Origin of the sequence: Mycobacterium asiaticum DSM 44297 (assembly GCF_000613245.1) — a bacterium.
GTDB lineage: Bacteria > Actinomycetota > Actinomycetes > Mycobacteriales > Mycobacteriaceae > Mycobacterium > Mycobacterium asiaticum.
This window is the reverse complement of the sequence record NZ_HG964936.1, coordinates 610,254-624,111: the sequence shown is the minus strand read 5'-3', so window position 1 is coordinate 624,111 and position 13,858 is coordinate 610,254. Positions and strand designations below refer to the sequence as shown.

The 13,858-nt window shown below is 65.1% G+C and carries 17 protein-coding genes and 1 pseudogene; 3 read left to right on the top strand and 15 right to left on the bottom strand.

Features of this window, described 5'->3' with window-relative positions:
- Positions 1 to 9 precede the first annotated feature (9 nt).
- Positions 10 to 921, top strand: a complete 912-nt coding sequence (locus tag BN972_RS03015) for a class I SAM-dependent methyltransferase (protein ID WP_036352741.1) — start codon at positions 10 to 12, stop codon at positions 919 to 921.
- A gap of 4 nt (positions 922 to 925) precedes the next feature.
- Here BN972_RS03015 and sppA read toward each other — a convergent pair whose 3' ends face one another.
- Entirely contained in the window at positions 926 to 2,707 is a 1,782-nt protein-coding gene (gene sppA, locus BN972_RS03010; RefSeq protein WP_036352738.1) for a signal peptide peptidase SppA, read from the bottom strand.
- A 141-nt stretch (positions 2,708 to 2,848) separates the two neighbouring features.
- Here sppA and BN972_RS03005 point away from each other — a divergent pair, with 141 nt between their 5' ends.
- Positions 2,849 to 3,775 carry an LLM class flavin-dependent oxidoreductase gene (locus BN972_RS03005; RefSeq protein ID WP_036352734.1) on the top strand — a complete coding sequence of 309 codons (927 nt, stop codon included), beginning with the start codon at positions 2,849 to 2,851 and terminating at the stop codon, positions 3,773 to 3,775.
- Positions 3,776 to 3,794: 19 nt separating this feature from the next.
- Here the strand turns inward: BN972_RS03005 and rplO are convergent, their stop codons facing one another.
- From rplO to BN972_RS02940, 13 genes and pseudogenes are all read right to left on the bottom strand, one after another.
- Positions 3,795 to 4,235, bottom strand: coding sequence for a 50S ribosomal protein L15 (gene rplO / locus BN972_RS03000; RefSeq protein ID WP_036352732.1), 441 nt, complete (start codon positions 4,233 to 4,235; stop codon positions 3,795 to 3,797).
- 2 nt (positions 4,236 to 4,237) lie between these two features.
- Positions 4,238 to 4,438 carry a 50S ribosomal protein L30 gene (gene rpmD, locus BN972_RS02995; protein WP_036352730.1) on the bottom strand — a complete coding sequence of 67 codons (201 nt, stop codon included), beginning with the start codon at positions 4,436 to 4,438 and terminating at the stop codon, positions 4,238 to 4,240.
- Positions 4,435 to 5,115, bottom strand: coding sequence for a 30S ribosomal protein S5 (rpsE, locus tag BN972_RS02990; RefSeq protein WP_036352727.1), 681 nt, complete (start codon positions 5,113 to 5,115; stop codon positions 4,435 to 4,437). The genes rpmD and rpsE overlap by 4 nt, the downstream gene beginning before the upstream one ends.
- Positions 5,116 to 5,152: 37 nt before the next feature.
- Complete coding sequence (gene rplR / locus BN972_RS02985) at positions 5,153 to 5,521, bottom strand: 50S ribosomal protein L18 (protein WP_036352723.1); 369 nt, start codon at positions 5,519 to 5,521, stop codon at positions 5,153 to 5,155.
- Between the two features lie 2 nt (positions 5,522 to 5,523).
- On the bottom strand, positions 5,524 to 6,063 hold the full coding sequence (rplF, locus tag BN972_RS02980) for a 50S ribosomal protein L6 (protein ID WP_036352720.1): 540 nt from the start codon (positions 6,061 to 6,063) through the stop codon (positions 5,524 to 5,526).
- Between the two features lie 22 nt (positions 6,064 to 6,085).
- Positions 6,086 to 6,484, bottom strand: a complete 399-nt coding sequence (gene rpsH, locus BN972_RS02975; RefSeq protein ID WP_036352718.1) for a 30S ribosomal protein S8 — start codon at positions 6,482 to 6,484, stop codon at positions 6,086 to 6,088.
- 66 nt (positions 6,485 to 6,550) lie between these two features.
- Entirely contained in the window at positions 6,551 to 6,736 is a 186-nt protein-coding gene (locus BN972_RS02970; protein ID WP_011739072.1) for a type Z 30S ribosomal protein S14, read from the bottom strand.
- Positions 6,737 to 6,740: 4 nt separating this feature from the next.
- On the bottom strand, positions 6,741 to 7,304 hold the full coding sequence (gene rplE / locus BN972_RS02965; RefSeq protein WP_036352714.1) for a 50S ribosomal protein L5: 564 nt from the start codon (positions 7,302 to 7,304) through the stop codon (positions 6,741 to 6,743).
- Complete coding sequence (rplX, locus tag BN972_RS02960; protein ID WP_036352711.1) at positions 7,304 to 7,621, bottom strand: 50S ribosomal protein L24; 318 nt, start codon at positions 7,619 to 7,621, stop codon at positions 7,304 to 7,306. The genes rplE and rplX overlap by 1 nt, the downstream gene beginning before the upstream one ends.
- Complete coding sequence (rplN, locus tag BN972_RS02955) at positions 7,622 to 7,990, bottom strand: 50S ribosomal protein L14 (RefSeq protein ID WP_036352708.1); 369 nt, start codon at positions 7,988 to 7,990, stop codon at positions 7,622 to 7,624.
- A gap of 217 nt (positions 7,991 to 8,207) precedes the next feature.
- Positions 8,208 to 9,129: pseudogene (locus BN972_RS02950) on the bottom strand (DUF4436 domain-containing protein).
- Positions 9,130 to 9,287: 158 nt separating this feature from the next.
- Positions 9,288 to 10,136 carry a DUF4436 domain-containing protein gene (locus BN972_RS02945; protein WP_390176193.1) on the bottom strand — a complete coding sequence of 283 codons (849 nt, stop codon included), beginning with the start codon at positions 10,134 to 10,136 and terminating at the stop codon, positions 9,288 to 9,290.
- A gap of 108 nt (positions 10,137 to 10,244) precedes the next feature.
- Positions 10,245 to 11,093, bottom strand: coding sequence for a DUF4436 domain-containing protein (locus BN972_RS02940; protein WP_051545247.1), 849 nt, complete (start codon positions 11,091 to 11,093; stop codon positions 10,245 to 10,247).
- A 617-nt stretch (positions 11,094 to 11,710) separates the two neighbouring features.
- Between BN972_RS02940 and pstS the strand changes: the two genes are divergently transcribed.
- The gene (gene pstS / locus BN972_RS02935; protein WP_036356365.1) at positions 11,711 to 12,844 is read left to right on the top strand and encodes a phosphate ABC transporter substrate-binding protein PstS; all 1,134 of its coding nucleotides are present in this window, start codon (positions 11,711 to 11,713) and stop codon (positions 12,842 to 12,844) included.
- 26 nt (positions 12,845 to 12,870) lie between these two features.
- On the opposite strand, the gene BN972_RS02930 is transcribed toward pstS, so the two are convergent.
- Positions 12,871 to 13,803 carry a DUF4436 domain-containing protein gene (locus BN972_RS02930; RefSeq protein ID WP_036352705.1) on the bottom strand — a complete coding sequence of 311 codons (933 nt, stop codon included), beginning with the start codon at positions 13,801 to 13,803 and terminating at the stop codon, positions 12,871 to 12,873.
- Positions 13,804 to 13,858: the final 55 nt, after the last annotated feature.

Below are 13,858 nucleotides of genomic sequence, written 5' to 3'. Positions count from 1 at the left end.
GGGACGGGCATGGCACGCGCTCACGACGACAACTGGGACCTCGCATCGAGCGTCGGTGCCACCGCGACCATGGTGGCGGCGGGCCGCGCACTGGCGACCAAGTCCGCCGACGGTTTGATCGACGATCCATTCGCCGACCCGCTGGTTCGCGCGGTAGGGGTGGACTTCTTCACCAAGATGATCGACGGTGATCTGGAACTCGAGGCTTTCGAGAATTTCTCGCCCGACCGCATGCAGGCGATGATCAACGGAATGGGCGTGCGCACCAAGTACTTTGACGAATACTTCGCGAATGCCACCGCCAACGGGGTACGACAGGCCGTCATCCTGGCGTCGGGGCTGGACGCGCGCGCCTACCGGTTGCCGTGGCCGGAGGGCACCGTGGTCTACGAGATCGACCAGCCGCAGGTGATCGAGTTCAAGACGTCGACTCTGGCCGGCATCGGCGCCGAACCCACCGCCACCCGGCGCCCGGTCGCGATCGACCTACGGGGCGACTGGCCGACGGCGTTGCAGGCGGCCGGTCTGGACGCGACGAAACCGACGGCGTGGCTTGCCGAGGGTCTGCTGATCTACCTGCCGCCGGACGCCCAGGACCGCCTCTTCGACAACATCACCGCGCTCAGTGTGCCCGGCAGCACCGTAGCAACGGAATTCGTGCCCGGCATAATCGATTTCGACGCCGACCGGGTACGCGAGATGTCCGGTTCGTTGCGCGATCACGGTCTCGACGTCGACATGGCGTCGCTGGTCTATTCCGGCGAGCGCAACCATGTGCTCGACTATCTGCGCGGCAAGGGATGGGACGTCGACGGCGTCACCCGCACCGACCTGTTCCGCCAGAACGGTTTGCCCGTTCCCGCTACCGAAGACGACGATCCGCTCGGCGAGATCATCTTCATCAGTGGTGCGCTGCGCTGAGAGATCAGAAGCGCGACGGCCCCAGCCACAGCACATTGGCGCCGCTCAACGTCTGCCCCGCCTGTTCGATGACGCCCAGCACGGAGCGAACGAGCAATGCCCCCACCGCATCGGGCAGCGACGCCGCGGCCGGCTGTGACGACGTCCGCCGCACCATGTCCAGCAGGGACGAGCCGGGATAGCTGAGCACCCGCACCTCGTCGTCCGGGTCGATCCCGGCCAGCACCTTGGCGCGGCGCACCGCGGTCCGTAAACCACCGAGTTCGTCGACCAGCCCACGTTCGAGTGCATCGGCTCCCGTCCAAACCCGGCCTCGGGCAACGACTTCCACGTCGTCGGTAGTGAGGTTGCGCCCATCGGCGACCCGCTGCACGAAGTCGTTGTAGAACAGGTCCGCCTCGGCCTCGCGGATGGCCTGTTGTTCCGGCGTGAACGGCGCGTCGATGGACCAGGCGTCGGCATTGGCGTTGGTTCGCACCGTGTCCGAGCTGACACCGAGGCGGTCCTTCAGGTCGCGAACCACCAGCTTGCCGGTGATGACGCCGATGGAACCGGTGATGGTGCCCGGATTGGCCACGATCGCGTCCGCGCCCATCGAGACGTAGTAACCCCCGGACGCCGCGACCGAACCCATCGACGCCACCACCGGCTTGCCGCGTTCGCGGGCCCGCAGTACTTCGCGCCAAATGGTTTCCGACGCCGTCACCGAACCACCGGGGCTGTCCACCCGCAGCACGATCGCCGACACCGACTCCTGGGCCGCCGCTTCACGCAGCGCCGCGGCGATGGTGTCGCCGCCGGCACTGGACGGCCCGATCGGCAAGCCCTGCGGTCCGCCCCGACCGTTGACGATCGCACCTTCGAGGGTGACGACGGCGATCGTCGGTTTGGCCCGGCGTCCCGGTATCGACGGCACCGGCGGCGCCAGCCGCGACCGGGCCGCACCGGCGTAGCGCGCCAGGTACATCCGCGGCGGTTTGTCGTCGGCGTCTTCATACTCCGCGGGACTGACGCCGACCAATTCCGCTATGCGGGCATACGCCTCGTCGCGGAATCCGATCCGGTCCACCAGACCGGATTCGACCGCATCGTCACGCAACAAGGGGGCGCGGTCGGCCAATTCGTCGAGTGCGCCGACATCAATCTTGCGGGATTCCGAAACCGCCTGCCACACCTGGGATTGCAGGCTTTCCAGCATCCGGGTGACCGCCTCGCGATGTGCCTCGGTGAAGCCGCCCTCGGTGAAAAGGTTTGCCGCCGACTTGTATTCGCCCTTCGCGATGAACTGGGCTTCGATGCCCGCCTTCTCCAACGCATCGCGCAGGAACATCGCGTGGCTGGCGAAGCCGATCAACCCGACATCGCCGGAGGGCTGCATCCACACCTCGCGGAACGCCGAGGCCAGGTAGTAGGACAGTGTGCCCGGATAGGTCTCGGCCCAGGCCAGCGACGGCTTGGCCGCGCTGAACGCCACGATCGCATCGCGCAACTCCTGCACCGCCGCGATCGGCGAGGGTGGCAACTGCACCCGGGCGATCAGGCCGGCGACCCGGGAGTCCTCGGCGGCGCGGTAAATGGCCGCGACGGCGTCGCGCAGCGCCAGCTGCCGTCCGCCGCCGGTGATGAGCGTCAGTGGGTCGAAGCCCGTCGTCTCCGGCGGGGCGCTGCGCAGGTTCAGCTCCAGCACACAGCCGTTGGGGACGCCGTGGTGTCGAGCGGTGTCGACCCGGCCGACGAGGGCGCGCACGTCGTCGAAGCCGGGCAGGGTAGGCAGAAAGGCGACCATGTTTGCCAGCGTACCGATCGCCCGAGTTCGCGCGAGCAGACGTGACAGCCCCGACACGCCCAGCGTGCGGGGCTTCACTGAGGCACCTCCCGCTTGCGGGGGACTGCTCGCGCAACCAAACTTCACCCGTACCGTAAAGGCGTGCGATACGCGATTGCCATCCCCCAATTCGACTCGGACGGTTTCGATGCCGACGGGCTGCGCTCGTATCTGGCCCGCGCCGAATATCTCGGCTTCGAGGGCGGCTGGGTGCTCGAACAGATCATCGGTGATGCACCACTGTTGGCGCCGCTGGAGTTGCTGGCCTACGCCGCGGCCTGCACCCAGCGGCTGCGGCTCGGGGTCGCCGTCCTGGTGACCTCGCTGCACGATCCGTTGCAGCTGGCGTCTTCGGTGACCGCGGTGGACCGGCTCAGCCACGGGCGGCTGGACATCGGGGTCGCGCCGGGTGGGGGCCGCCGCAGGTTCGCCGCCTTCGGCGTCGAGAAGGACACGTACATCAGCTATTTCACCGAGGGTCTGCGGTTGATGAAGGCGGCGTGGTCGGACGAACCGAGGGTGACATTCCACGGCCGGTTCCGTGAGGTCGACGACCTGCCCATCCAGCCCAAGCCGGTGCAACGACCGCATCCGCCGATCTGGTTCGGCGGTTCGGCGCCCAAGGCACTGGCCCGCGCCGTGCGCCACGGCGACGCCTTCCTGGGTGCCGGGTCGTCGACGACGGCTGACTTCGCCAACGCGGTGCAGGTGCTGCATCGCGAACTGGCCGAGCAGCAGAAGGATCCCGCGCACTTCACCATCGGCAAGCGGGTCTATCTGATGATCGACGACGATGCCGACCGGGCTCGCGAACGTGTGCTCGCCGGGCTGCGACGGATTTACGGAAAAATGGCCGGCATCGACGCGGTCCCGGTGTCAGGGACTCCGGCCGAAGTGGTCCGCGGGCTGCGCGAGGTGATCTACGCGGGCGCGCAGATGCTGTTGCTCAATCCGGTCGGCGAGAATGTGGCGGAGGATCGCGAGCAGATGGAACGCCTTGCCGCAGAGGTCATTCCGCAGCTGAGTTAGGTTGCGCGGGGATACCCAGCTACAGCTCGGTAACCGAGCCGCCGGCTGCAGTGATCTTCTCGCGTGCACTGCCGCTGAACTTGTGTGCGGTCAGGTCCACCTTGACGGTCAGCTTGCCATCACCGAGGACCTTTACCAACGCGTTCTTGCGAACGGCGCCCTTGGCCACCAGCTCGTCGATACCGACCGAGCCCCCTTCGGGGAACAGCCGGTTGATGTCGCCGACATTGACGACCTGGTACTCGGTGCGGAAGCGGTTGCGGAACCCCTTGAGCTTGGGCAGCCGCATGTGCAGCGGCATCTGCCCGCCCTCGAAGGTCGCCGGAACGTTCTTGCGGGCCTTCGTTCCCTTGGTGCCGCGACCCGCGGACTTGCCCTTGGAACCCTCACCGCGGCCGACACGGGTGCGCGCGGTCTTCGACCCGGGCGCAGGCCGCAGGTCGTGCAGCTTGATGGTCACTTCTACTTACCTCCGGTATTCGCGGGCTCCACCTCAACGAGGTGGCGCACCACCGCGATCAGCCCGCGGGTCTGTGCGTTGTCGTCGCGGATCACCGAGTGGCGAATCTTGCGCAGACCCAGCGTGCGCAGGCTCTCGCGCTGCTTCCAGCGCGCCCCGATGGTACTGCGCACCTGGGTGATCTTCAGCTGTCCGTCACTCATGGTTGTGCCTGAGCCTCTCTTGCCACCGCGGCCCTGGCCAGCGCGTCACTTTCGCGACGGGCCTTGAGCATCCCGGCCGGGGCGACATCCTCGATGGGCAGACCGCGCCGGGCGGCCACCTCCTCGGGACGCTGCAACATCTTGAGGGCGGCGACGGTGGCGTGCACCACGTTGATCGCGTTGTCACTACCCAACGACTTGGCCAGAATGTCGTGCACCCCAGCGCATTCCAATACCGCGCGGGCCGCACCACCAGCGATCACACCGGTACCCGGGCTGGCCGGGCGCAGCAGCACGACGCCGGCGGCGGCCTCGCCCTGCACCGGGTGCGTGATCGTTCCGCCGATCAGCGGCACGCGGAAGAAGCTCTTGCGAGCCTCCTCGACGCCCTTGGCGATCGCGGCCGGAACTTCCTTGGCCTTGCCGTAACCGACGCCGACCATGCCGTTGCCGTCACCCACGATGACCAGGGCGGTGAAGCTGAAGCGCCGACCACCCTTGACCACCTTGGAGACACGGTTGATCGCAACGACCCGTTCCAGGTAGTTGCCCTTGTCGCCGTCGCGGTCACGGTCGCGGCCACCACGGCCACCGCCGTCCCGGCGGCCCCGTCCGTCGCGCGAATCGCGGCCGTCACGGCTGTCTGGGCCCTGACCCCCAGCCGGCTGTTCCGCCATTATGCGAACCTTCCGTTCATCAGGCTCATGCTGCTCATCAGAATTGCAATCCGTTCTCGCGGGCGGCATCAGCCAATGCCGCGATCCGTCCACCGTAGGTGTAGCCGCCGCGGTCGAACACCACGGTGTCGACGCCGGCAGCCTTGGCACGCTCGGCGATCAACTGGCCTACCCGCACGCTACGGGCTTTCTTGTCCCCGTCCAGACCGCGGACGTCGGCTTCGATGGATGAAGCGGCGGCCACGGTGGTGCCGTTGAGGTCGTTGACCAGCTGCACGTGAATGTGCCGCGAAGACCGGTTGACGACCAAGCGGGGACGTTCCGCGGTGCCCGAGATCTTCTTGCGCAACCGGGCGTGCCTACGCAGCCGCGAGACCCGCCGGGTTGCGGAAATTGTTTGCGCCATGACTACTTACCTGTCTTTCCGACCTTGCGGCGGATCTGCTCGCCCTCGTAACGCACGCCCTTGCCCTTGTACGGGTCGGGACGGCGCAGGCGACGGATGTTCGCCGAGATTTGGCCGACCTTCTGCTTGTCGATCCCGGAGACCGTGAACTTGGTGGGCGCCTGGACCGCGAAGGTGATCCCTTCGGGAGCCTCGATCACCACCGGGTGGCTGTACCCCAGCGCGAACTCCAGGTTGGTGCCCTTGAGCTGCACACGGTAACCGACACCGTAGATTTCCATCTTGGTCGTGTAGCCCTCGGTCACGCCCGTCACCAGGTTCGACAGCAGGGTCCGCGACAGCCCGTGCAACGAGCGGTTGTGCCGTTCGTCGTTGGGGCGCGTCACCACAATTGCGCCATCGTCGTTGCGCGACACGGAGATCGGGTCGGCCACCGTCAACTCGAGGGTGCCCTTGGGTCCCTTCACCGAGACGTTCTGACCCTCGATCGTTACGTCGACTCCGGCCGGAACCGGAACCGGCTGCTTACCAATTCGCGACATCTTTTACGCTGCCTCTCCCCTACTACCAGACGTAAGCGAGGACTTCGCCGCCCACGCCCTGTCTGGCTGCCTGACGGTCGGTAAGCAGACCCGACGACGTCGAAATGATCGCAACGCCGAGGCCGCCGAGCACGCGCGGCAGGTTGGTGGACTTCGCGTAGACCCGCAGGCCCGGCTTGGACACCCGCTTCAGCCCGGCGATGCTGCGCTCCCGACTGGGTCCGTACTTGAGCTGGACGATCAGCGACTTGCCCACCCGAGCATCCTCGGTACGGAAGTCGGTGATGTACCCCTCGTTCTTCAGGATCTGGGCGATGTTGGCCTTGATCTTGGAGTGCGGCAAGGTCACTTCGTCGTGGTACGCCGAGTTGGCGTTGCGCAGACGGGTCAAGAAGTCTGCGATCGGATCTGTCATAGTCATCGAGCGCTGCTCCTCTTCATCGCTACGCTCTGCATCGTCGTCATCGCGGTCATTGAGCGCTACTCCTCACCAGCTGCTCTTCTGCACGCCGGGCAACTCGCCCGCATGCGCCATCTCACGCAGGCAGATCCGGCACAGCCCGAATTTGCGGAACACCGCGCGCGGACGGCCGCACTTGCTGCAGCGGGTGTAGCCGCGCACCGCAAACTTCGGCTTGCGCGCGGCCTTGTTGACCAGTGCTTTCTTCGCCATCTGCTCAGTTCTCCTTGAAGGGAAAGCCGAGGGCCCGCAACAGCGCTCGTCCTTCGTCGTCGTTTGTCGCCGAGGTGACGACGTTGATGTCCATGCCGCGGACCCGGTCGATCTTGTCGACGTCGATCTCGTGAAACACCGACTGCTCGGCCAGCCCGAAGGTGTAGTTGCCGACACCGTCGAACTGCTTGGGTGACAACCCGCGGAAGTCGCGGATACGGGGCAGTGCGATCGACGTGAGCCGGTCGAGGAACTCCCACATCCGGTCGCCGCGCAGCGTGACCCGTACGCCGATGGGCATTCCCTCGCGCAACTTGAACTGCGCGATGGACTTTCGCGCCTTGCGAATCTCGGGACGTTGCCCGGTGATCAGCGCCAGGTCGTTGACTGCGCCGTTGATCAACTTCGCGTCGCGAGCGGCCTCACCGACACCCATGTTGACCACGACCTTGGTCACCGTCGGGATCTGCATCACGTTGCGGTAGTTGAACTGCTTGTGCAGCGCGTCGCGAATCTCGTTGCGGTAGCGCGCCTTCAGGCGCGGCTGAGTTTTCTCTGCAGTGGTCATCAGATGTCCTTGCCGTTGCGCTTGGAGATACGGACCCGCTTGCCGGTCTCCTCGTCGACGCGGTAGCCGACGCGAGTGGGCTTGCCGTCGGAATCAACGACCATCACGTTGGAGACGTGGATCGGCGCTTCCTGGGTGACGATGCCACCGGAGCGGGCGCCACGCTGATTCGTCGACACGGCGGTGTGCTTCTTGATGCGGTTGACGCCCTCAACGAGCACCCGGTTGCGGTCGGGGTAGGCCGCAATGACCTTGCCCTTGGCGCCCTTGTCCTTGCCGGCGATGACCAGCACGGTGTCGCCTTTGTGGACCTTCATCTACAACACCTCCGGGGCCAGCGAGATGATCTTCATGAACTTCTTCTCCCGCAACTCGCGGCCGACCGGCCCGAAGATGCGTGTGCCGCGCGGGTCGTTGTCGGGCTTGATGATCACCGCGGCGTTCTCGTCGAACTTGATGTAGCTGCCGTCGGGCCGCCGACGTTCCTTGACGGTGCGCACCACGACGGCCTTCACGACGTCGCCCCGCTTGACGTTGCCGCCCGGGATCGCGTCCTTGACCGTGGCCACGATGACGTCGCCGATGCCGGCGTACCTGCGCGACGAACCACCGAGCACCCGGATGCACAAGATCTCCTTGGCGCCGGTGTTGTCGGCGACCTTGAGCCGCGATTCCTGCTGAATCACTAGATCTCCTGACCTGGTTGACTTGTGCGCGGCAAGAGAACAGGCGGTGCACCCCCAAATGGGCACAACCGACGGCAGCACTGGCCGTGCGCGGTCTTGAAAAGCATTCGTTCCCGAAGGGCACGCAGGGCCGGCGAACCAGCCGAGGTCTGCCCAAGGCAACCCCTAGAGTCTAGGTGACAGCCAGCTCAGCGCCAAATTGGCAATCGTGGGGCCGTCAGTCGCCCTGCCGGTGCCAGGCCATGACGTACAGCACCAGCGCCGTGGCCAGCCCTATCAATACCCATATCACCACGGCCTGATCAACCCACGAGCCGGCCGGCGGTGAGCCGGGCAGGATATTGCGCAACGGCACCACGGCAAACAGCATGGCTGCGTACCAGGTGGAGAACGGCGGCAGGAATTTGCGCCGGCCGGTGAACATCTGGATCGCGACGAACAACGCCAGGGTGGGCAGCGCGACCAGAACGAGGCAGATACCCAGGTCGAATACCAGCGGTCCCTTGGCCCGCTGCAGCGTGATGACGACGTCGTCGGGGCGATTCGGGTCCTGTCCCGCGCGCCCGACCCGGGTGGCCGAGACATCCCAGCCCTCCAGTAATCCGGTCACCTCTACTCGGGCGTGCCGGGGTTGCCGGCCCTCATCCGTGCCGAAGAGGACGTCGGCCTGGATGGTGTCGGTCCGGTAGGTGTCGAACGGCCAGTCCCCGGGATTGCCGTGCGCCTGGATCGTCGTCGCGACCTGCGCGGGCGCCTTTCCTTTCGGATACTGCAGATCCCCCGAGGTCGTTGTCGGGGTCGAAACGCACCGATGCTTCCGTGGTCAAGACGTCGAGTCGGTTGTCGATCATCGAACTGTCCGGCATCACCAGCACCTTCACGTCGAGCCGGTGCTCGACGGGGTGCAGCTGCTCGAGGCGCACCAGGACGACGCTGTTGTCGGCGGTGCTCAGGTCCGGGTCGGGAAGTGGGCCGGGCGCGGTGGCCAGCCAGTGATAGCCGAACAGCGACAGCAGGTAGACGACGGCGACACCCAGGACGACAGAAAGGTCGATCACGAGGTTCCGACGGTTCCGTCTGTGTTCCGACGCCGGCTCGGAACGGGCCGGCCGCGTCCGGACCGGCGGCGCAATGGCCAAGTTCCGATGAACCGTCACGGAGCCAGATATTAGCAATCTATGAGTTTGCTAGCATTTTCTGAGGAAAGGCGGAACGTGCTCGTAACAAACGAAGTCATCTGCGTTAACACGACGAAGAGCGGGACGCCGCCGGGCGCTCTGAATCAGTTTGCTGTCAGTTACGCCCGGTCGCGGTACCAGGCAATGATGTAGATGACCATTGCGGTAGCCAGGCCCAACAGCACCCAGATCACCAGCCCCTGGTCGATCCACGCGCCGGTCGGCGGGGATCCGGGCAGGAAGTTGCGCAACGGCACCACGGCGAACAGCATCGCCGCATACCAGGTGCCGAACGGCGGCAGGAACGGTCGCCGCCTGGTCACCATCTGAATGGCCACAAACAGCGCCAGCGCCGGCAACGTGATCAGCACCAAACAGATTCCGATGTCGAAGAATTGCTGCGCTTTGGTCCGCTTCAGCTTGATGATGATGGCGGCGGGCGCTTTCGGGTCGGAGCTGGCAACCCGCTCCAGGTGAATATCGAATCCGTCGACCACCCCTTCCACCTCTACTCGGGCCGGTTCGTAGTGGCTGGTGTCGGCGGCGCCGACAAGCCATTCGGCCTGAATCGGGTCGGTGACGTATTCATCCAGCGGCCATTCGGTGGCCTTGCCGCGGGCGTCGATGGTGGTCGACACCCACTCCGGGGCTTTGCCGGTGTGGTACTGCAATTCGGCCATGTCGTTCTGCGAGACGAAGCGGACCGCCGATTCGGCGGTGAGGCGGTTGAGTCGTCGATTGATGATGGATTCGTCCGGGCGGAGTAACACCTTCACGGTGAGCAGTTGCTCGGTGGCGTTGAGTTTCTCGACGTGCACCACGACCAACGGGTCGTCGGTGGTGCCCAGGTCTACCTTCGGCAGCGGATGCGGTGCCAGCCACTTGTAGCTGAGCACTCCGATAAGCCAGAGCACCGATACTCCGACGATGATCGACGTGTCCAGCACCAGGTGCTTGCGCACCGACATGTGCTTGTGTTCGGGCGGCCCCGGCTCGTGCACCGGCGGCGCGGCCTCGGGCGATGACACGGAGTCAGATGGTAGCAATCGGCCGGTACAAAGACAGCCCGCTGGCGATCAGTCGCCTTGCCGAACCCAGGCGAAGATGTACAGGCTCATCGCCGTCACCAACGCGATCAAGACCCACTGCACGATTGCCTGGTCGATCCACGAGCCGGGCGGTGGGGCGCCCGGCAATATGTTGCGCAACGGGACGATGGCAAACAGGTTGGCGGCGTACCACGTTGCGAACGGCGGCAGGAACTTTCGTCGGCCCAATGCCATCGGAACGGCAACCAACAGCGCCAAGGTGGGCAACGCGATGAGCACCAGGCAGATGCCGAGATCGAAAATAAGGGGGCCCTTCGCCCTCTTGAAGGTGATGACCACGTTCCCGTTGTCCATGGATCGTGAGGTCGGCAATGCAGCGGTGTCGTGAACACGGTTGACGGTGACGTCCCAGCCGTCCAACGATCCGGTGATCTCCACACGGGCCGGCACCTTCTTGAGGCCGTCGCCAGAACCAACGAAAGCGTCGGCCGAAATCGCCTCGGTGCGGTAGGTGTCGAAGGGCCAGTTGCCGGGGTCGCCGTGCGCCTCGACGGTGCTGGTGAGTTGGGCTGGCGCCTTTCCCTTCGGGTAATGCAAGTCCCCCAGATCGCTCGGCGGATACAGGCGCACCGCAACGTCGGTGCCCAACACATCGAAGCGGTTGTCGTACGCCGAAATTGCCGGATACACAAGCACATTGACCGTGAGACGGTTGGCAACCGGCTTCAGCTCCTCTAGGCGCAACTGCACAATCGTGGCGTCACCGCCACCCTGGCTCAGGTCCAGCGGCGGCAGCGGCCCCTCTGATCTTTGCAGGATATGGACGCCGACCAGCGACAACGCATAAGCGATGACGACAACCATCAGAATGATCATGCCGATCAAAATGCGCGATCGGCTCGGCTCTTTCTTGGTCGCTTCCTTCTTCTGCGTGGATGGCGTGTCCGCCACCGTCTGGCGATCATCCGCGGCGCATGAGGCGGCGCTTCAAGGGTCACTGGCCACCTCCACCCACGAGTCGCGGGCGCCACCCGGCTGATCCGGACAACATGGATCTCGATGCTAGCAAACCAATTGCATCCTCACGCCACGTGTAATTTCGTTCACTATCAGTACATCTCGCGGTAATCCGACGGTCGTCTAGCTATCCAGAAGCAAGACTGACAACGCGGGGCAACCCGGCCATGAGCGGCAGCCGAAGCATCGAAGTCGTTGCGTGCCAGATAGTTTCGAGACCGAAACCGTGACGACCAGGCATTCGTCCGGTACCGAATGCCGGTTCATCTGATGTTTCCTTGTCAACTGATTCCAATGGCGGTAAGTATCAACATGTATCGGAGCCGGTTGTACATCTTTCGAGCATGCCGCGGTCCACCGCTCGCCATCGGCGCCGGCCCCGGCGTGACGAATCACCGCGCCCGCCGGAGGCCGAGTTTCGGCCCGGCAGCACCGCGTCGCCTTCCGCTGCCACCATTCTCAAGGGAGAACCAGACATGAAGCGCAAACGACCGAGCGCCGCGATGAACTTGCTGGCCGCGGGTGCGATGGCGCTCTCGGGATGCAGCAGCGCCGCCCACGCCAACCTGCCGTATGTCAGTGGAGCGAAGGTGGACTGCGGTGGTAAACAGACCTTGGTCGCCAGCGGCTCGACCGCGCAAACCTACGCGATGTTGCGGTTCATCGATGCCTACCACACGGCCTGCGGCAAACAGACTCTCAGATACGACGCCAACGGGTCGGGTGCGGGCATCAACGAATTCTTGTCCGGGGAAACCGATTTCGCAGGGTCGGACACACCGCTGTCGAGCGACCAGTACGCCGCGGCCAAGCAGCGGTGCGGCGGCGCCGACGCCTGGAACCTGCCCGTGGTGTTCGGCCCGATGGCGATCACCTACAACCTCGCCAAGGTCGATTCCCTGGTGCTCGACGGGCCCACCCTCGCCAAGATCTTCAACGGCACCATTACCCGCTGGGATGACCCCGCCCTGACCGCGCTGAACGCATCCATGCCGGCAGAAGAGATTCGCGTCGTCTATCGCAGCGACGCGTCCGGCACAACCTACAACTTCCAGTCGTACTTGCAAGCCGCGTCCGCCGGGGCGTGGACAGCAGGTGCCGGCAAGGCATTCAGCGGCGGCGTCGGGGTCGGCGCTGCGGGCAACGACGGCACGGCAGCGATGGTTAAAGCCACCGAGGGAGCGATCAGTTACAACGAACTGTCCTTCGCACTCAAACAGGGGCTCTTCGCCGCCGAGATCAAAACCCCCGCCAGCCGCAGGTCGCTGCGCCCGGTGCGGATCGGTACCGACACCGTAGGCAAGACGATCAGGGGCGCCAAGATCGTCGGCCAAGGCAACGACCTGGTACTCGACATCTCGTCGTTCTACAACCCTGCTCAACCCGACGTCTACCCGATCGTGTTGGCCACCTATGAGATCGTCTGCTCCCGATACCCCACGGCCGACGTCGCCAACGCAGTCAAAGCGTTCCTGCAGGCGGCGATCGGCCCCGGCCAGGTGGACCTGAACAGGGTCGGCTACATTCCGCTATCGCCTCAGTTCCAGGCGCGCGTGTCCGAAGCCGTCGACGCGATCAGCGCCGTCGGCGGCTCCGTGCAGGCGGAGTGAACGCTCCGATCGACGAGGGTTGACCCTCAGTCCGACTGTTTTCGGTACGCCACGATGAACAACGTCATTGCCACGATCAGGGCAAGCAGCACCCACAACGTGATGGCCTGATCCACCCAGGAACCTTCCGGCGGCTTGCCCGGGAAGATATTTCGCAGCGGGACCACCGCGAACAGCATGGCGGCGAACCAGGACACGAACGGCGGCAGGAACTTCTTCTTGCCCAACACCATTGGGATGGACACCCACAGCGCCAGCGCGGGCAGCGAGATGAGCACCAAAACGATGCCCAGGTCGAAGATCAGCGTGCTCTTGGATCGGTGCAAGGTGATGATGACGTCATCGGGCCGTGGCGAGCTCTGCGTCGATTCACCGACCCGCCGGACGCTCACATCCCAGCCGCCCACCTCGCCGATCACCTCGACACGGGCGTCTTCCACGGTGCGGTTGTCGCCGGTCCCGGCAAACACCTGCGCCTGGATGGTGCCGGTGCTGTACGAGTCGAACGGCCAGTTCGCGGGATCACCCTGCGCATCGAGGTAGGTGCTTACCTGCGCCGGTGACTTCCCCACCGGGTACTGCAGGTCGCCCAGGTCGTTCTCGGGGTACATGCGCACGGCCAGGTCCTGGGTCAGGGTGTGAAACTTCTTGTCGAACTTCGAATCCTCGGGAATGACAAGCACACTCACCTTCAACCGATTGTTGACGGTGTCCAGTTCCTCGACCTTCACCTGCACGACGGTGTCGTCGGTGGTGCCCAAGTCCGGCTCCGGCAGCGATTCCCCGGACGACGCCAGAAGATGGACACCGACCAACGAGATCACGTACACGGCCACGACGGCTAGGACCACACCGAGATCCACCAGCAACCGCCGCGCTCGTGACGGCTGCTTCGGTGGCCCGGCCGGCTGACTCTGTGGCGGCGCGGGCGGGGCGGGCGGCGGGGCCTGATGGCTCATCGGACGCGGCCTTTCGGTGGAAGCGCGGGAGGTTCGCTGGCGAAAGGTTATTGAA